Origin of the sequence: Chitinophaga lutea (assembly GCF_003813775.1) — a bacterium.
Classification (GTDB): Bacteria; Bacteroidota; Bacteroidia; order Chitinophagales; family Chitinophagaceae; genus Chitinophaga; species Chitinophaga lutea.
The window spans coordinates 1,208,095-1,227,182 of sequence record NZ_RPDH01000002.1 but is presented as its reverse complement, the minus strand read 5'-3'; the positions used below and the strand labels follow the sequence as shown (position 1 = coordinate 1,227,182).

The 19,088-nt window shown below is 56.6% G+C and carries 13 protein-coding genes; 2 read left to right on the top strand and 11 right to left on the bottom strand.

Features of this window, described 5'->3' with window-relative positions; genetic code table 11:
- Positions 1–12: 12 nt before the first annotated feature.
- Both EGT74_RS17200 and EGT74_RS17195 read right to left on the bottom strand, forming a co-directional pair.
- On the bottom strand, positions 13–1,722 hold the full coding sequence (locus tag EGT74_RS17200; RefSeq protein ID WP_123847809.1) for a GMC oxidoreductase: 1,710 nt from the start codon (positions 1,720–1,722) through the stop codon (positions 13–15).
- A 19-nt stretch (positions 1,723–1,741) separates the two neighbouring features.
- A complete protein-coding gene (locus EGT74_RS17195) occupies positions 1,742–2,266 on the bottom strand; it encodes a gluconate 2-dehydrogenase subunit 3 family protein (RefSeq protein ID WP_123847808.1) in 525 nt (174 codons plus the stop codon).
- Between the two features lie 103 nt (positions 2,267–2,369).
- Here EGT74_RS17195 and EGT74_RS17190 point away from each other — a divergent pair, with 103 nt between their 5' ends.
- A complete protein-coding gene (locus EGT74_RS17190) occupies positions 2,370–3,851 on the top strand; it encodes a TlpA family protein disulfide reductase (protein WP_123847807.1) in 1,482 nt (493 codons plus the stop codon).
- 54 nt (positions 3,852–3,905) lie between these two features.
- Here EGT74_RS17190 and EGT74_RS17185 read toward each other — a convergent pair whose 3' ends face one another.
- Together EGT74_RS17185 and EGT74_RS17180 are read right to left on the bottom strand one after the other, a co-directional pair.
- On the bottom strand, positions 3,906–4,169 hold the full coding sequence (locus tag EGT74_RS17185; RefSeq protein ID WP_123847806.1) for a DUF4342 domain-containing protein: 264 nt from the start codon (positions 4,167–4,169) through the stop codon (positions 3,906–3,908).
- A gap of 9 nt (positions 4,170–4,178) precedes the next feature.
- Positions 4,179–4,946 carry a hypothetical protein gene (locus tag EGT74_RS17180; RefSeq protein ID WP_181954755.1) on the bottom strand — a complete coding sequence of 256 codons (768 nt, stop codon included), beginning with the start codon at positions 4,944–4,946 and terminating at the stop codon, positions 4,179–4,181.
- Positions 4,947–5,231: 285 nt separating this feature from the next.
- Here EGT74_RS17180 and EGT74_RS17175 point away from each other — a divergent pair, with 285 nt between their 5' ends.
- Entirely contained in the window at positions 5,232–5,600 is a 369-nt protein-coding gene (locus EGT74_RS17175) for a DUF7674 family protein (protein WP_123847805.1), read from the top strand.
- 50 nt (positions 5,601–5,650) lie between these two features.
- Here EGT74_RS17175 and EGT74_RS17170 read toward each other — a convergent pair whose 3' ends face one another.
- From EGT74_RS17170 to EGT74_RS17140, 7 genes are all read right to left on the bottom strand, one after another.
- Positions 5,651–7,702, bottom strand: coding sequence for a DUF5689 domain-containing protein (locus EGT74_RS17170; RefSeq protein WP_123847804.1), 2,052 nt, complete (start codon positions 7,700–7,702; stop codon positions 5,651–5,653).
- A 3-nt stretch (positions 7,703–7,705) separates the two neighbouring features.
- Positions 7,706–8,557: an endonuclease/exonuclease/phosphatase family protein gene (locus EGT74_RS17165; RefSeq protein ID WP_123847803.1), complete on the bottom strand. Its 852-nt coding sequence runs from the start codon at positions 8,555–8,557 to the stop codon at positions 7,706–7,708.
- A gap of 6 nt (positions 8,558–8,563) precedes the next feature.
- Positions 8,564–10,075, bottom strand: coding sequence for a RagB/SusD family nutrient uptake outer membrane protein (locus EGT74_RS17160; RefSeq protein WP_123847802.1), 1,512 nt, complete (start codon positions 10,073–10,075; stop codon positions 8,564–8,566).
- A gap of 11 nt (positions 10,076–10,086) precedes the next feature.
- A complete protein-coding gene (locus EGT74_RS17155; protein ID WP_123847801.1) occupies positions 10,087–13,443 on the bottom strand; it encodes a TonB-dependent receptor in 3,357 nt (1,118 codons plus the stop codon).
- 138 nt (positions 13,444–13,581) lie between these two features.
- A complete protein-coding gene (locus EGT74_RS17150) occupies positions 13,582–14,724 on the bottom strand; it encodes a FecR family protein (protein ID WP_123847800.1) in 1,143 nt (380 codons plus the stop codon).
- An 82-nt stretch (positions 14,725–14,806) separates the two neighbouring features.
- Positions 14,807–15,406, bottom strand: a complete 600-nt coding sequence (locus EGT74_RS17145; protein ID WP_123847799.1) for an RNA polymerase sigma factor — start codon at positions 15,404–15,406, stop codon at positions 14,807–14,809.
- Between the two features lie 219 nt (positions 15,407–15,625).
- Positions 15,626–19,042, bottom strand: coding sequence for a DUF7133 domain-containing protein (locus EGT74_RS17140; protein ID WP_123847798.1), 3,417 nt, complete (start codon positions 19,040–19,042; stop codon positions 15,626–15,628).
- Positions 19,043–19,088: the final 46 nt, after the last annotated feature.

The window sequence follows — 19,088 nt, the reverse complement described above, 5'->3', positions numbered from 1 at the left end:
ATGTTTTGAAAATCAGTGTTCTTTTTTCTTCAGCTGCTCCACCGCGTAATCCACGGCCCTGGCGGCCAGCGCCATATACGTGAGCGAAGGGTTCTGTGTGCTGGTGGAAGTCATGCACGCGCCGTCCGTCACGAATACGTTCCGGCAGGCATGCAGCTGGTTCCATTTGTTGAGCATGCTGGTTTTGGGATCGTGGCCCATGCGGGCGCCGCCCATTTCATGGATATCGAGGCCGGGGGCCTGTTTGCTGTCGGTCACCTTGATGTCGGTAAAACCGGCTTTGGTGTACATCTCCGTCATCTGCTCGTGGAAGTCCTTCACCATTTTTTCATCGTTGTCGTCGTAGCTGATGTTCACTTTCAGCAAAGGCATGCCCCAGGCGTCTTTCTGGCTGGCGTCGAGCGCCACGAAGTTGGAGGCTTTGGGAATGGTTTCGCCCATCATATGGGATCCCACGTGCCAGTCGCCCAGCTGTTTTTTCATCAGTTCGTCTTTCAGGCCCTGCCCGAAACCGCTGGTGTCGCGACGGGTGTTTCTGCCCGCGGAGAAGCCTGCGGCATATCCGCGCAGGAAGTCGGTTTCCTGTTTGTATACGTTGCGGAAGCGCGGCAGGTAAGCGCTGGAAGGACGGCGGCCTTCCGTGTAGACATCCTTGTAATCATGGCATATGCCGCTGATGCGGGCGCGGTAGTTGTGGAAGGCCACGTATTTGCCGAGTGTGCCGCTGTCGTTCCCAAGGCCGTTGGGGAACCGGTTCGATACCGAGTTCAGCAGCAGCAGGTTGGTATTGAGCGCGCTGGCATTCACAAAGATAACGGACGCAAAATATTCGGTGACGGCTTTGGTGTTGGCGTCTATTACCCGCACGCCGCTGGCTTTGCCGAGTTTTTCGTCGTACATGATTTCCTGCACCACGCTGTCGGGTCGCAGGGTCAGGTTACCGGTTTTGGCGGCCCAGGGCAGGGTGGAGGCATTGCTGCTGAAGTACCCGCCGAAGGGGCAGCCCCGCTGGCACAGCACCCGGTTCTGGCACTGGGCGCGGTCCTGATCGAGGTGGATCTGTTTCGGTTCGGTGAGATGGGCGCAGCGGCCGAAAATCACATGCCGGTCTTTATAGTTTTTACCTACGAAGTCCTTGAAATATTTCTCTACATCGTTGAGCTCCAGCGGCGGCAAAAATTCACCGTCGGGGAGCTGCGGCAGGCCGTCTTTATTCCCGGAGATGCCCGCGAACTTTTCCACATGGCTGTACCAGGGCGCGAGATCCTTGTACCGGATGGGCCAGTCTACCGCAAACCCGTCGCGGGCGGGCCCTTCAAAATCGAAGTCGCTCCAGCGTTGCGTCTGCCGCGCCCAGAGCAGCGATTTGCCGCCTACCTGGTAACCGCGGATCCAGTCGAACGGTTTATCCTGTACGTAGGGATGTTCCTTGTCTTTTACGAAGAAGTGCATCGCATCTTCTTTAAACGCATAGCAGCGGCTGACCACCGGGTTTTCTTCCGTTACCGCCAGCGGCACCTGGCCGCGGTGGGGGAATTCCCAGGGCATCATGTTGGTAGTGGGATAATCTTTCAGATGCTGCACATTGCGGCCGCGTTCGAGCACGAGGGTTTTGAGCCCTTTTTCGGTCAGTTCCTTGGCCGCCCAGCCCCCGCTGATGCCGGAGCCGATCACAATCGCATCATAGGTGCGCTCCTTCACGGAATCGTTGATATTGAACATAGCTGATGAATAGTAGTGGTTATACTTTTACGCTGCTGATGAATTTGCCGGGCACGAGCTTGTAAGCGTCTACCTTGGTGAGATAGTATTCGGAGCTGGTGTATGCCTGGATGGTGAGGCGTTTGAAAGTGTTGTAGAAATAGGCCGCGTCGGTGCCGGCATCTTTCGAGGCGGTCGCTTTGGCGATGATGTTCTGTTTATCGGCGGCGGCGCAATCCTGGAACAGCTTGCCGTATTGCTGGCGCACATTATCGCTGAACTGCGTGAGGCCCTTTCGGAATTTCTCCTGGTCGTCTTTTTTGTAACAATCGCTGACCATGCGAAGGGCGAACAGGTGGGCTTCCACTTCCCGGGCGCCCGGCGTGTCGGTGGTAGGGATGAGCGTGGCGGAAATGTCCGCGAGCGTTTGCTCCTGCTCCGGCGTAAGGGCGAGCAGCCCGGACGCTTTGGTGGATTTTTTGTCGTTGACGCAGGCCGGTAAAACGGCTGCGCCGGCGGATATCACGAAAAGCTGCCGGAGGGCGGCGCGTCTGTTGATTTTCATGGAGACGTGGTTTACTGGTCGTAGCTCACAATATAGGAGAATGCCCCTGAAATTGCAACCCCGGGAAGATTTTTTAGTATCTTAAGCAGCCAAATTCCGGATTATGAAACGTCAGCTGTATCTGTTTTTTCTTGTATGCTGCCCTGTATGGCTTTTCGCGCAGGAGCCCGTTATCACCTTTAGCGCCGCCGGCGGGGCGGGGCAGCAGTTGCGCGTGTTGCCGCCGGTGCAGGGGGAATTCTTTATGGGCAATTTATCGGAGCGGCGGCTCGACAGCAGCGGCACGGCAGTGTTCCCGAATACGGAGAAGGTTCCCGGCGCTTATTATTTTTTCTACAAACGTTGTTATACGCTTTATGTCAAACCCGGTAAGAGTTACAGCCTGACGGTCAACGCTGCGGATACCGTGAACCCGGTGGCCGTTACCGGGCCGGATGCGGAGGGACAGCTGGAGCTGAACAACGTTTCCGCGGAGTTTTACCAGCAGCGGGGAATGCGGTACTATGCCGAAGACTCCGTGTTCGCGCACAATGCCAAACGGGTGCGGGCAGACCAGGCGGCGCAGTTGCAGCGCTTCACCAACCTGTTCCGGGAAAAGAAAACAGACCGGGCGTTTTTACAGCATGCGGAGAAACTGACCGCCGGTTATTATGCGTCCGTGCTGGGCGCTACCCTGTTGCGGCCTACCATGGCCGTGCAGGCCGACAAAAAGAAGCCCGGCTTTCAGCAAGCCGCGGTGCAGCAGCTGGTGGCCGCCTGGCAGTCGCTGCGCGGTGTCTGCAACATGATGGACCGTAGTAATGCCGGATCGATGGAGTTTTTCTATTTCGTGAACATGTACAACACCAACTATCTCGGTTACCTGTTGCCTTCCGCATCGGGCACTTTTACCAAAGCCGCCACCAGCGACGAGCGCGATCTGTTCCTGGGCAAGGTCATCCGGCAGCATTACCGGGGGCCGGTAAAGGAGTACCTGCTGGCATCGTGGCTGGGCGATCTGCTCACCTACAACCAGTTTCAGGCGTTCATCCCCGGCGAATACCGCGCCTTTGCCGCGATGTACCCCGGCAGCCGGTTTATCGCGCCGATGCAAAAGGGTGTACAGCGGGTGGTGGCGTATCATGATAAAATCAAAGCCGGCTTCACCGACGACCACCGGTTCGTGGAGGAGCAGCCCGCTTCCTTCAGGGCGCTGGCCGCCGCTTTCCCCGGCAAAACCGTGTACATCGACCTTTGGGCTACCTGGTGTACGCCCTGCAAAGCCCAGTTTGCGTATAACAGGGACCTGAAAGCCCTGCTGAAAAAACAGGGTGTGGAAGCGGTGTACATTTCCATCGACCGGCTGCAGGATGAGCCGCGCTGGAAAGAGATGATCAAATATTATGATTTGCAGGGTTACCATCTCCGTGCGTCCGAAGCGCTGATGAAAGACCTCCGCGATATTTTCGGCGAAAAGAACAAAACGCTGTACATCCCCCGTTACGCCATCCTCAAAAACTCGGAGCTGGTGGTATCTTCCGCCAAACAGCCCAGCGATCTCAAAGGGCTGGAGGAGCAGCTGAACGAACTGAAAACCGCGCCATAAACAAAAAAGCCGTGCCCGCGGTAGTTGCGGCACGGCCCAATGGAACGGCAAAGGTCACAGTTCCTTTTTTTCTTCTTCCGGCGCTTCTCTTTCTACGGTAATGGTACATTCGCCGATGAATGCCGCGGCGGCGCCTACGGCGGCCAGGATGGGCGCCAGCAGCACGCCTACCACGCCGATGGTGAGGGGGAAGCTCATCAGTTCTTTCCCTTCCTTGTTGGAAATGGAAATTTTCCTGACGTTGCCTTCTTCGATCAGTTCCTTTACTTTTTTGACGAGGTTTTCACCATGGAGGGTGAAGGATTCTTTAAAGCTCATAGCGGATATTTATTTAGATGATGATGAACGGTTCAGGTACATGTCCAGTTTAAGCCGAAGCCGGTCGAGGCGGCCTTTGGGGAAATTTTTGTGCTCATACGCGGCCGTTTTGCTGGTGATGCGCAGCAACTGGTGGTTGCGCATATAACTGTCTACCCGCTTTTCGAACAGCTCCCCGCCGTATGCGGGATACCGGGCCGATTCCGGGTGTGTTTCGTTGAATACCGGCTGCCTGAAGCGGGCGGTGGGGATGAGGTAACACTGGTCTGAGAACCCGTATCCCAGGTAAAAATTCCCGGTGCTGTCGAAGGACTCTTCTTCCGCATGTTCAAAACGATGATCCCAGGCAGGGTTGGCCACTACCACGTCTTCCCGCTGTTCAAAAATGCCGATCGCTTCCGCAATCCAGGGCGGGTTGCCGTACGCGGGCCGTGTATCGCTCGAAAAGTGGAGGAGGTATGGTGTTTCGCAAAGGAAGATGCCCACCAGCTCCGCGATCGAATAATAGTAGCCCCCGCGGAAGGAAGCCTTGTCAATCCTGAAAAATTCCAGCGCCGCGTCGGCGTAGTCGGCAGCGAAGTAATACCGGTCGATCACGCCCTGCTGTACTTTCTTGTCCGCATAGCGCCGTACGCGGGCGGGGTTGTCCACATTGTTGATGATGACCGTTTTCCGCGCAAAACCGAACCTGCAGCGCCCGATGGTTTCTTCGAGGCGGCGGCCTTTGAGGATGAATTCCCAGTCGTTTTCATAGCACTTTGTTTCGAACGTAACCATGGTTCCCCGGGTTTGTATCTTAAAGGTAGGTTTTTTTTTGCCGCGGGACCATAAAGAGAAGAGACACTAATCAAAGTGTTCGAATCGGAAATTTCGGTTATCAAAAAGGGCATACATTTGATTTTGAAGGCAGTTGCCAACTATTCAATGGCCGGATATTCCTGTTGAAATTCAGGTTTACATTTGTTAAAGATGATAATCCTGCATTCCATGCCTTAAGGAAGATGAATACGGATGGATATAAGGCATCTGAAAATATTCTTGTATGATAAAACACACTGCTCCATGAGTACCTGGCGGAGAAAAGCAATGGCATGCCTGCCCGGCCTGAAGAAGGAAATCGAGGTGAACGACTTTTCGATCTATGATTTTTTCATCGAGCTGCTTCCTGCTACTATCGCAGCACATCGTGTTAACGATACAGTGAGGCTTACAGCTTATTATGCATTCAGCGAGTGGTGCTTCCGGCAAAAGGCGAAAGACCTCTGGAATGCCGCCGCGGTTGCATTTTACGAACACCTGGGCGATCAGCCGGAAACGCTGGGGGCCATGCCGCAATGGGTACCGGCGTCTATCTATAACGATATACGCGGACTGCTGGCGCTGCGCCTCGATCATGCCGTTATGAAAGAGCTCGACAAAGCGTACAAATAAAAAAAGCCGGTCATTACGACCGGCCTTTTACCATATTGCAGGGTTTCCGTTTATTTATTGTATTTCACAGACACATGCACCAGCCTCGATGTGGCGGTAGCGCCCAGCGTGCCGCCGGTGGGGTTGGTGGTGGTGCCTGCCGTTCTGTTCGCCACTCGCACCCGGATGTAGAGCTGCGGCAGGCCGCTGGCTGCCTGCGGGAAGTTGAAGTTGACCACTTTGTTGCCAGCCACCTGCGTGAGCAGGGTATTGGACCAGTTGGCTACGTCTTCGAACGTGAAGGAGCCCACGCTGCTCCACACCGCCGTGCTTTCGTTGGAAGCAGCCCACTCCACCACGAAGTTCCGGGGCCCGCCGATATCGGAATTGCCCTCGAGCTGCAGTGAGATGGGCTTGCTGATGCCGGCGGTGGAAAGTTGTATCATCCAGCCTTCGCCTTTGTTGGCGGTGGTATTCCACCAGTTTTTGCAGGCCCAGCCACCAAAGCTGACGGCGCCTTTATTGGTGGCGGCTTCCTGTAACAGGGCGTTGTAGTCGGTGGCGCCGGAGATGCCGTTGGCGGTGAAGTCAAGACCTGTTTTCGTGGTCTGGAACAGCCGGCCGGTACCGGTTTCGGGCGTCAGCGGGTTTTGACTCTCCGTGGGTGTGGCGGCGAATTCGTTTTTAAAACGGCTCCACTCCACCAGCACGTTCGAGAAACCGTTTTCCCGCGCGGACTGCAAAACAATATCTTCTCTTTTCAAATGACGGATGGCGTATTTGCCGATGTTGCCGCCATAACGCTCAAGTGTTTCACTCACCAGCACACCGGCGATGGTGCCGGAGCCCTGGGGCACCTGCGTGCCGTCGCGGCGGTAAGGCACATCGAGGTTGGTGAGCATGTACAGCCCTGCGCCTTTGACGTCGCGGATATGCGTAGGGTAGCAGTCCATTCGGGCAATATACCCTTCGTTGATGTTGCTGAAGGAACCGGAGGGAACGGATATTTCCACGTCTTTCAGTTTCACGTAGGTATACAGGTCGTTGTCGGTCAGGTCGCCGATATACTTCTCGCGGGGCTGCAACGGGGTAGTGCGGCTTTCTTTCCCCATCACCTGCGGCGCTTCGATATTGGAAATCACCGTACGGCCGGGATTGGTGAGGGAAGTCAGCGTGGCGCCTTTAAGCCATATTTTCACATGGTCGTTGAACGCGAAGATATTGTCGCCGGCGGTTTTGGTTTTCAGGTAGAGGCCCGTTGTACCGTCCATGCTCTGCACGTATACGGCGATGGCGTTCTCTGTTTTGTCGAGCGTATGTTTGTTGGTGGCGGCGTTCAGGTTTTTGGCGATGTTGGGATGGCCTTTGTCGCTGATCACGATGCCCTCGATATAAATATTTTCCTGGATAACGCCGGCCGCCAGGCTTTGTTTGACGTAAGCAAAGTCTTTCAGCACGGCCCCTTCGAAACTCATGCCCGGATGCTGGCGTACGCGCACGGAATCGCGGGTGGTGGTGCCCAGGGCGTCGAGGTAGCTCAGGGTGAGCACGCCTGAGCGCGCTGCGGCGGCGCGGTTGGTGTCGGCTTTGAAGAACAGGTAACCGTTCTGGATGCTCACGCTGCCGAGCCAGCCGGCCTGCGCCGCATCGTCGTACCGGTAGCTGACGTTCATCTTTTCCAAAGGCACATTGGTGGCGATCACCGTTTTGAGCATGCCGCCGTTGGCGATGCTTTGCAGCGTGGTGTCTGCGATGGCGATCTGCGGGGTGAGGCCGCGCTGCTGCAGGGAGATGGTGTCGGTTTTGCCGCCGGCCCTTACCACGAGTTTGATGGCGCGGGGAAGGTTCCCGTCGTTGCTGGTCACTTCCGCGCGCACGCTGCCTTTACCGTCGCCGGAGGTGGATTGCAGTTTCATCCAGTCTGTTTCCTCAGCGGGCTCTACCGACCATTTACCGTCGGCATACACGATGATCTGCGTGGTGTCTGCATTGGCGTTCAGACGTATGATGCGGCTGTCGACGGCGAGCTCCGTGCTGAATTTATAATCTATTTCTTTGCGGCAGGCGGAAAAAAGCAGGGCCATCAAACCGCCGGCCAGGAGATATAAGAAATGTTGCTTCATCCGTTATTTTTTTAAGTCGAGTAAAATGGGCCGGTGATCGGAATGGGTGGCCGTAAAGTCGTCGTAAATAAAACTGCAGGCGGCGAGCTTCTTTGCGAGGTCGCTGCTGAGGTAGATATAATCTATCCGCGTATCGGTATTGATGATGCTTTTGCCGGTGCGGGCCTTTTCGCGGGCGTCGTAAGTGTGCCCGGCGTCGGTGAAACCGGCGTCCAGGATGTGCTGCTGCACCTGGTAATCCACCGCGTTGCCGTTGACGAGATTGTCCAGCATGGGGCGTTTGGCGGCAGCGGCCTGTTGGCGGGCGATGTAGCCCGATTTTTCGATGCGCTCCTTATCGAGGGGCGACACGGAATTAAAATCCCCCATCATGATCCAGTTTTTCCGGTCTTTCTGCAGCTCCACGTTTTTCAGCACCTGTGCGATCTCGGCTCTTCTTTTCAGGTGTTTATGCGGGTTGAGGTGCAGCACCACGATGTTGTACTGTTCGATGCGCGCCATGATAAAACCATGGGTCATGCTTTCGTTCACCTTGCGGATGTCTGCAATCGGATAACGCGAGGTAAGCCCGGTAGGGTAGCCGTTTTCCTTGACGATCACGGCATAGGGATGGCCGTAGCTCAGGGCGAGTTCTTCCAGCGTTTTCTGGGTGAAGCCGTTGCACTCCTGCAGGGCCACTACGTCCGGGTTGCGGGCTTTCACCCATTCCACGAAAACGGTTTTGCCTTTGGTGGTGTCTTTCACCATGCCTTCGAGGATGTTATAGCTCAATACCCGGAAGGTACCCTGGGCGCTGGCGGACAGCATGGCGCAGAGGGAGAGGAGGAACAGCGGGAAGCAGATTATTTTTTTCATATACGCTTATTGGTTATATGCAGGATTTGTTAATGCCCCTCCGGAACGGACAACTTCCTTGTCCGGGATAGGGTAAAATTCATGATAAGGGCGGATGTTGGTTTTGACGGTTTCGTATTCCAGTGCGATGGTTTCATTCACCACGCGGAAGAAATCGCCCCAGCGCACCAGGTCCCATTTGCGGCCGTATTCGCCCATCAGTTCGCGGGCCCGTTCTTTTTTCAGTTCGGCGAGGAATTCGGGTTTGCCGGGATAGGCCGGTAATTTGAAGTCTTCACCGGCCCTGCCTTTCACTTCGTTCAGGCATTGCATGGCCAGGTCGGTGTTGCCGGTTTCGTTGGCGGCCTCCGCCAGCATCAGCAGCGCATCGGCATAGCGGAATACTTTCTGGTTGTTGCCGTCCGCGATGTTGGTCATGCCGGGGCACCAGAATTTGGGGCCCATCCAGGGTTTGCCGGTACCATTGTTGGCCATGGGCCTTTTGAACCAGGTGCCGTTGTAACTGTAGGCGAGGATGATCTCTTTCCGCGGGTCGGCCAGGTCGTAGAGCGACATCAGGTATTCCGACGGCGTAATGGAATTGAAAGGATTGGCGGCATCGCCCAGTTCGGGAATGTTCACCCCGTCGTACGTACTCGTGCCGGAAGCTTTAACGGGTGTGAAGAAGGCCGCCACGGTAGAGGTCTTTTTCAGGCCGGTGGCAGACCAGGTGTATTGTATTTCAAAAATCGATTCAGCCGTGTTTTTGTTCCGGAAATAAGTGGCTTCCAGCGGGTACTGCACCAGCTGGCCGTAGATCTTCCTGATTTCCTCCATGGCCTGCGTGCAGGCGGCATAGTCTTTATTCCAGAGCGCCATCTTGCCGATCAGCATATACGCCATGGGCGCGGAAATGCGGTTGTCTTTCACCTCCGAGGTACGCATCTGTGGCAGTTTGGGCGCATATTCCTGTAGTTCTTTAATGAGCGTGGCCCTTGTTTCGTTGGCGCTCATACGGCCCAGTTTGGAGATGGTCTCGAGTACGCTGAGGCTGTTGATGTCTGTCGTGTAATACGGCACATCGCCGAAGGTGCTGGTGAGGATGTAATAATACAGCGCCCGCAGAGCAACGGCTTCTGCTTTCAGCGGCGGTTTTTTATCGGCGGGGATGGTGGCGTTCTCTATACCGCTGATGGCGGCATTACAATACATCACGCCTTTATAACAGGCCGTCCAGATATTATCGCCCATGCCGGGGTTGGCAGGAGAGATTTCCAGTTTGGCGTCGAGGTTGGAGGAACTGAGGAACGCGAGATCGGTCACCGCTTCCAGCGAAATCATCAGGTCGGCCGCGTAAATATTGGTCAGCTCCATGTAGCACCCGTTGAGTGCCGCGATGCACTGGCTTTCCGATTTAAAGAACGCATCGGGGCTCACGAAGCTGTTCGGGTCTTCTTCCAGCAGCTTGCCGCAGCTCCCCAGGGTGACCGCACCGCCGAGCAGCAGGAAAAAAAGTATGTTGTTCTTGGTCGTTTTCATGTTCGGTGTTTTTAGAATTTCAGTTCTGCACTAAAGGTGAGCGTTCGGCTGGTGGGATAGGCGCCGTTGTCCATCCTGCGGATGGTCGAGCCTGCGCTTTGGGTGGACACTTCCGGGTCGTAGCCGTTGTAGTATTTCCAGAGCACGAGGTTGTTGGCGCTCAGCGCCAGGTAAAGCGACTGCAGCTTTCTGCCGGTGATCTTCGTGAGATCGAGCGGGTAGGCGATCGACACGTTTTTGAGCCGCAGGAAGGTCGCATCGTGCAGGAAACGGTCGTTCGGGATATCGTCTTTCGAATCCGCGCGGGGATATTCGGATGTAGGGTTCCGCACCGGGTGCCAGGCATTTACCATGTAGCGGAACTGGTTGCTCAGGTAAGTACCGGTGCCCATAAAAAGTTCGGTGGGATTGTAGATTTTTCCGCCCAGCGAGTAGTTGACGTAAAACGACAGGCTTACTTTTTTCACCCGGAAGGTATTCTGGATACCGCCGTACACATAAGGGTCGGCATTGCCGAGGTACACGAGGTCGTTGTTGTCAAGAATGCCATCCTGATTCTGGTCCTTATACCGCTGGCGGCCCGGCTGGTAGAAGTTGACGGCGGATGAAGCGTACTGTTTGCTGGTTTTGTTCTTTTCGATCTCGGCCTGGCTTTTCCATACCCCGCCGTATTCCATACCCCAGAGGGCATTCAGCGGCCGGCCTTTCACATACCCGTACATCATGTATTGCGCGCCATAGGGATTGTCGTATACGGACACCTTGTCGAGCCCGCCGATATCGTCCACACGCTGCGAGTTGTGCGCGGCGGTGACGGTGGTGGACCAGGAGAAGTTCTTCCGGTGGATGTTCTCATGGTTCACCGTGAGCTCGATCCCCCGGTTGGAGGTTTTCCCGATGTTGGCGAGCCTGGAGCCATACCCGACGTGCGTGGGCAGCTGTACAGTGAGCAGGAGGTCAGCCGTAGCGCTGCGGTATACATCCAGCACAATGTCGAGCCGCTTGTTGAAAAACGACAGGTCGATGCCCGCATTGAAGGTGGTGGTTTTTTCCCAGGTCAGCCCTTCGTTCGAAATACGGGAGGGATAATACGCCACGGGCTGCGTGCCGTTGAACAGGTAACCGCCGGTAGTGGAGGAAAGCCGGGAAAGCGACTGGTACCGGGAAATCGCGTCGTTGCCCGAGGTGCCGCCGCTCAGGCGGAGCGAGAGCTCGCTGAGTTTATTGAAGCCCTGCATGAAAGCCTCGTTGCTGATATTCCATTTGAATGCGGCGGAAGGGAACATCGCCCATTTGTTGTTTTTCGCGAAGTTGGACGCCCCGTCGGCCCGCATGGTAGCGGTGAGATAGTAGCGGTTGCGGTAGTTGTAGTTCACCCTGGCGAGGTGCGACAGGCGGCCGAGGGTTTCGAGCGAGGAGCCCAGCGTCACCGTTTCTTTCGACGGCAAAGCGCCGAGGTCGTTGGTTTCGATGTCGTCTACAAAATACCCGCTGCCGCTGGCCGTGAGGTTGTCGTACTTCCGGCGCTGCACCGTAAAACCGTACATCGCGTCGAAATTGTGGCGTTTGTTCCAGCTGCGTTTATACGTGATGGTGTTTTCATTCAGCAGGTTGTTTTCCGCATAGCTGCTTTTGTACGCATAGGCGCCGGAATTGGCGTTCACGCGCGAAGGCATGGTGGAGGGCGTAAACTGGTCGTTCGTTCTCGAAAAGTCCGAATAAGAAATGGTGGAGCGCACCAGCACGTTCTTGAACGGCGTGATTTCGATATAAGCCATGGAACTGAGGCTTTTTTCAAGCCGGTCGTTCTTTTTCAGCAGCACGTTGGCCAGCGGGGAATCGAAGAGCGTGCCGGAGTACCATTGTGTGTTCCAGTCGTTGAAGCTGCCGTCCGGTTTATACGCCGGGATGGTGGGCGCCAGGAAGATGGTGGAGCGGTACCAGAGGGTGCTCGTGCCTACATCTGCATTGTTCAGTTGCCGGTCGAGGCTGGAATAGTTGAAACGTACACCCGCCTTTACGAACTGGCTGATGGTACGGTCGAGGTTGAGGCGCACCTGGTAGCGTTGCATGCCGCTGTTCTGTATGATGCCCTGATTGTTGTTGTAATTGGCGGAGAAAAAATACTGCGTGGCCTTGTCGCCGCCGGAAGCGGACAGCGTGATGTTGTGATAAGGCGCACGGCGGGTGATTTCCCTTGTCCAGTTGGTGCCTTCGCCCAGGGCCAGCGGGTCGGGATAGGGGTATTCTTCCAGTGGTTTGGTCTGGTTGGCGGTGGACGCAAAATAGTAGCGGTCATTTTGCAGCTGCGCGAATTCCGTGGCGTTCATCAGGTCGAGGTAGCGCGGCAGTTCGGAGAAGCCCATGTCGTTGCGGAGGGTGAAATTGGTCTTTCCGCGTTTGTCGCCGCCCGATTTGGTGGTGATGATGATAACGCCGTTGCTGCCGCGGGAACCGTAGATGGCCGTGGAAGACGCGTCTTTCAACACGTTGATGGTGGCGATGTCTGAAGGGTTCAATTCGTTGAGGCTGGTGATGGCGTCCATCAATCCATCCACGATGAACAGCGGTTCGTTGCTGGCGGAGATGGAACGGGTGCCCCTGATGCGCACGGAGGTACCGGCGCCGGGCTCGCCGTCGGTGGACACGATTTCCGCGCCGGCGATGCGGCCCTGCAACATCTGGTCCACACGGGGAGCGGGAATGTCCTGCAGGTCGGATACTTTTACGGTAGACACTGCTCCCGTGAGGTCCTTTTTCGCCACGCTGCCATAACCGATCACCACCACTTCGTCCATGTTTTTATTGGATGGCAGCAGCTTTACGGTGAGCGGGCCGTTGATATCTTTTACCGGCAATGCTTTTCGCTCGAAACCGATATAAGTAATGTAGATCACATCCTGTTTACCCGCTTCGATGGAAAACTCGCCTTTCTCGTTCGTCTGCACGCCGCGGCTGGTGCCGGCCACCGAAATGGTAGCGCCCGGCAGCGGGTTGCCTTCTTCGTCCGTCACCTTTCCTTTCACAGGCGGATCTTTCGCGGTTTTCTCCTGTTGCACGGCCGCGGGCGGCAACGTTTTTGCCTTGATGGTGATGGTTTTGCTGTTGATCTCAAAATCGATCGGCTGGCCGTTCATGATGGTGCTGAGGAACGTTTCCACCGGCATGTTCCGGGCAGACACGGAAACCGGCGTGGTTTTATCCAGCAGGGCGAGGTTGTAGAACACCACGTAGCCGGTCTGTTTTTCAAGGCGGGTAAAAATCTCCCTGAAAGAGAGGTCCTTACCTGTCATGGAAATGGTCTGGGCGGCTACCCGGGCCTGTACCTGGAGGGTCAGCACCGTTACCAGGGTAATGATCAGCTTCATGACTAAAAGTTTTGGTTTCTGTCGTGGTTTGCGATAATTAAAGTGCAACATGTTCCTGTTTAAAGATTTTAAAACATAGGTATCCCGTCCCTAACCTTCGGTTATGGTGTGCAGACGGGCGTGAGCCTGAATAACGGTTTATTGTGTGACGATCAGTTTTCTCCCTTCGAGCCGGCAGTGCACGTTTGAAATAGCCAGTATCCTGGTGATGTGCTGCAGGCTGAGGCCGCGTTCTATTTTTCCGCCGAAGCGCAGGGGCGGGATGCCGTTTTCGTACTGTACATCTATATCGTACCAGCGTTCCAGTTGTTTCATTACCTCGCGGATGTCGGCGTTGTCGAAGTTGAACATGCCGTTTTTCCACGCCATCACCTGGCTGGTATCTGCTTTCATGATTTTCAGCGTAGGGCTGCCGTTGGCCAGCTGCGCCTGTTCACCCGGCTGCAGCAGCTGCCTGTTCACGCTCACCTTGCCGTGCAGCAGGGTAGTGGCCACAAGCGCATCGTTCTGGTAGGCGGATACGTTGAAGCCGGTGCCGAGCACCAGTACTTCGGTATGGCTGCCGACTTTTACCTTAAACGGTTTGCCCGCCTGCGGCTGAATGTCGAAGTAAGCTTCGCCGCTCAGTTCCACTGTTCTGTCGTGCTGGTTGAAGCTGGTTGGATAGCGCAGGGTGCTGGCGGCGTTGAGCCACACCGTCGAGCCGTCGGGCAGCACCACGCGGAATACGCGGCCGCGCGGGGTATTGAGCGTGTTGTAGGTGACTTCAGCGGCATCGTGATCGTTATACGCCAGTGCGCCTTTCGCCAGTGTAACGGTGGCGCCGCCCTGCTGCGCAATGATGCCCTGGCCGAGACTGTCGAGCGGCACTTTGCGGCCGTCGCCAAGGGTGAGCACCGCGCCACTGACGGCAGCGGGAATGTCCTGTACGATGGCGCTGCGCTGCGGCTGTGCGGCAGGCGGTGCCGCGTTGAAATAATGGAAGGTGGCGAACGCCAGTCCCAGCACCGCAGCGGCAGCGGCTACCTTGCCCAGTGTGCGGAGCAGGGCCGGGCGTTTGCGGGGTGGTGCGCCGGCTTTGAGGATAATCGACAGGATTTCCTGCGCCCTGGCGGCGTCTACTTCCTTCTCTTCGTCCGTATCGGCGATCACTTCGTCCAGCAGGCGGTGCAGCGCCGCATCGTGCTCCGGCTTCGCGATCAGCGCGAAGAGCTCCTGCTTTTCCTGTTGCGTACAGGAACCCTGCATGAATTTGCGGAACAGTGTGTCTAACCTGGACATAGTATGATTTTACAAGTGCGTTCTACCAAAAGAGACAGTGAAAAAGGGGGAGTGGGTCAGCCGGCGGGAAAATAATTTGTATTCATAATATTGCCTTAACAATGACGAGGGCGGCGGAGGCGCCCAGGTGCGATACGCAGTACACGCGGATGAACTGCATGGCATCGGAGAGGTGGCGTTTCACGGTTTCGGGGGAAAGGTTCAGCTCCACGGCTGCTTCCTCGCGTTTGAGGCCGTGTTCCTTGATGAGGCGGTACACTTTTTTCTGCTGGGGCGGCAGCCGGTCCACCGCCTGCTGCAGTACTTTACGGTATTCTTTTTCCTGGAGTATCGCGGCCGGGTTGTCTGAATACGTCAGCGCATAATCTTCCTGCTCCGCCAGCGGGGCGGGGTGCATCTGCAGGGCAGCCTGCTTCAGCAGGTTGAAGATGTGGTTGCGGGTAACGGTGAAGAGCCAGGCGGTGAAATGTTCGATCTGCGGCAGTTGCTCCCTTTTCAGCCATACCTTCAGGAACACGTCGAGCAGTACTTCTTCGGCCATGGCCTCGGAAGCGGTTACTTTGAAAGCGATCGCATACACTTTGTTCCGGAACAGGTGAAACAGTTCACTGAAGGCCTTTTCATCCCCTCCAGCAACGGCTTGCAACAGGCCGGGCGCAATATGTACTTTCTGCACAGACATCACATGGATTTAGGTTGCAAATATAACGTGGCCGTTCAGATCACCCAGTGCCTGGCGTGGCGGTGAGGCATGTGCGCTATTGCCGCAGATACCTGTAAACCGGCCCGCGGCGGGTGATGCGCTGAAAAAGCGATCAGCCTGCCATGCGGTGAAATTAACGATAAGATAACCCTCTTCCCGATTTTGGTTGGATCATTTGCCGCGCAAAAAGTACAAAAATTAATTGTCTTCTTTTGCTTCTGCCAGAAAACTTACCACATCCCTGATTTCTTTCTTGGACAGTATGGTTTTCATGTCGGGCATGCTCGACGGTGCGTAGGTTTTTTTCGTTATCCGGGCCAGCGGGATGGTCTGCACCGGGTCGAGGCCCGCTTTGATGCTGAGGCCGGTTTTGTTTTCGCCCTGCAGCACCCCGGTGAGTTTTTGCCCGTCTTTCAGTTCCAGCGTTACCATGCCGAAGCCCGGCGCCAGGCGTTTGCCCGGGTCGATGAGCGCTTCGAGTATCTGGCTGCGGCTGATGCGGCCGGCAACGCCGTTGAGGCGCGGCCCGGCATTGCCGCCCCGGTCGTCGTACGCATGACATTTCATGCACTGGGCGCTCTGGTTGCGGTAAAAGATCTGCCGGCCCCGCTGCGGGTCGCCACCCTCGAGGCTGCCGGCATAGGCGGCCAGTTGCGCGTCCGGCGACAACCCGCTGCTGATGGTGGCGTAACGTGTTTTGAGTGCCTGCGAACCCGTGCTGTCGATAGCCTCGCCCAATTCGAGTATCACCCCTGCAGGCAGGCGGCCGCTCTCCATTTTAGCCAGCAGGGCTTCGATGCTGGGCTGCGAATGCTCCAGCGGGAGCCTGCCCAGCGTCAGTACGGCGGCCTGTTGCTCTTCGAGCGTTTTGGTATCGATCACACTGGTGAGCAAACTGACCATCACAGGTTGGGGGATGTTCATTTTTTCCAGCAGGTCGAGGCCGGCCACACGCACTTTCTTTTCTTTATCGGTGAGCGCATGCCGGATGGCAGGTTCCAGCCTTTCGTCCTGCAGCGTTACCAGCGCTTTGAGCGCCACCACGCGCATGAGGGCTTCTTTGTCGCCCTTCACCGCGGCCAGCAATGCGGGTGCGGCGGATTTGATATGCAGCCGGTCGATGGCTCCGGCGGCACTTAGCTTCACAGGCAGTGCTTTGTGTTGCAACAGGCCGGTAAGCGCGGTAGCGGAAAGTTCGGCGGCTTTGGAGTTTTTCTTCTCCGCGGGGCCTCTCAGCCGCCCGTCTACCCGGTCGAGCACGGAAGGTTGGGGCCATACGCTGATGACGTCGATGGCCTCGGCGCGCATGGCGGCAGGGGCGTTTTCGTTAAGGGCATAGCGGATAAGCTCCGGTAGTGTACCGTTTTCCGCGCCCACGCGCAGGCAGGCGCTGATCACGCGCCGCATCAACGGCTCGCCCCTGAAACGGGTGGTATTCAATAAACCTGCCAGCGCAGGCAATGCGGCGGGAATAGATAAGTCGTCGTTAATGGCCCGGGCCGCTTCGGTCACTACCAGCTCGCTGGTGTCGCTGAGGAAACGGGCAATGCCGGGGTGCGACATCCGGCGGAGCGCCACCACCGCCGCGAGCCGCACGGCACGGGAGGGATGAGCGGCTTGCGCCAGCACCGGATCGGCCTTGCCGATGCGCGCCAGAGCGAGGCTGCCGGCATGGCGCAGGTAAGCGTCTTCGTCGTTATTGGCGGCGAGCAAATCGATGATGGGCTGCACGGCGGCTTCGTGCCTTATCCTGCCCAGGGCTTCCGCCGCAAAAAAGCGGACCCTGCTCGCAGTGTCTTTCAACAAGGGAACCAGGGCGGCGCCTGCCTCGGCATACCGCACGTCGCCCAGCCATTTGGCGGCCTGCGCCCTGATCTCGGCATCGCTGTCCCGTAACACCGGCATCAGCGCAGCGGCATATTTTTTATCCTGCCGGGCCAGCTGGCTGAGCCCCCAGATGGCATGCACCCTCGACAGCTGATGGCTGCGCTGCTGCAGCGCGGCTTCGAATACTTCGGCGCCTTTCTTTTTGCGTTTGACCAGTTCGAACTGCGCCTTCAACCGCACCCGCATGTCGGCATTCTTCAGCAGGCCGGCCAGGGCACCGGTTTCATACCCGGAGAAGTCGGCGGCGAGGAGTTTTTTCACTTCCTTCCGTACCGCCATGGCCGCGGCGTTGGTATCGTCCAGCTTCCAGATGCGGCCGTAGTGATGAGTGTCCCACCCGTCTATCCAGTCGGCCAGGTACAGCGCTCCATCGGGACCGAAATCAAGCCCGGTGGGCAGTACGCCGCCAAGAATTTTTTCGTGTTCGCCCAGCTCGAAGGTGGCGCCTTTGGGTTTGAGTTTGAAAGCATGGATGCCGGAGCCGGAAGGGTTGCCGACGAACTCGGCAATGAAGAACGTTTTATGGTATTTCGGGCTGAGCGCGGTGCCGGGGTTGTACACCATGCCAGCCGGGCCGCTCACGAAGTTGCTGATGCAAGGTGTGATATAAGCCGCCTGCCCCTCGAAGCGCGGCAGGTACATTTTTTCGTCCATCCAGACTTTATAGCCGTTGTTGAGCGGGTCGCGGTATTTGCCGTATTGCCAGTTGCTGCGCCATCCAGCGTCCGAACCGTTGACGATATACACCAGGCGTTCCTTCTCGCCGGGATGGTCGCCGTCGTTGTCTTCACTGATGAGGTTGGCGTATTCGTCGAATACAAATTCATGGGTGTTGCGGATGCCGTAAGCGAATATCTCGAAGTCGCTGCCGTCCGGGTTGGAACGTGCAATAACGCCGCTGTTGGGGTGTTCCCATTTCCGGCCGTCGGGCCCGGTGCCGTTAAAACCGATGTCGCCGATCTGCCAGTAGATGCGGCCGTCTGGCCCCATTTCCACACCGGACATACCATGCCCGCTGAAGCCGATATGAATGCCGTAACCATGGGAGATGGACGTTTTTTCATCGGCGATGCCGTCGTTGTTTTTATCTTTCATCCGCCATAAATCCGGTGCCACAGCCACATAAAGGTCGTCGCCCTCGCTGAGCACACCGCCGGCCACGTCGGTCACTTCATCGTTAAAATCATCCACTACCAGCTGGGAGCGGTCTGCGATGCCGTCGTTGTTGATGTCGGTGAGGCGGAACACATTTTCTTTTTCGATGGTCAGGTCGCGCCAGTCGTGCGAACTGTCGCCGTTCAGGTCTTCGAGCCATTTGTTGCGGTGGCTGTTTTCGGGCGACAGTTCCTTGTGCAGGAAAGCGCGCCGGTCTTCCACCGTTTGCAGGCTGATGGAGGGGATTTCCCAGTCGCGGTGCCCGCGGATATCGAACTCCGAATGTTTCTGCCGGTTGGTGGTGGTGTAATAGAGGTCGCCCCGGTCGCTGATGTCGATGGCGATGGGAGAGATGACCAGTGAATCGATGCCCCATAGCGAGAGGCTGAGGCCCTGGGCCAGTTCCGGTTTGAGGGCGGCCTCCACCGAATCGGCAAAACGGGTGGTGAAAGCGGAATCGAATTCGCGGATACGCAGATCGGTGGCGGTTTGCCGGCCGCAGCCATGCAAAAGGGCGGCAAAAGGTAATGACAGCAGGACAAGGCTCCTGCGCTTAGCTGTGAACGTGGACATGTGGATAGTTATAACTGTTAAAACGTCTATCAAAATATATTAAAAA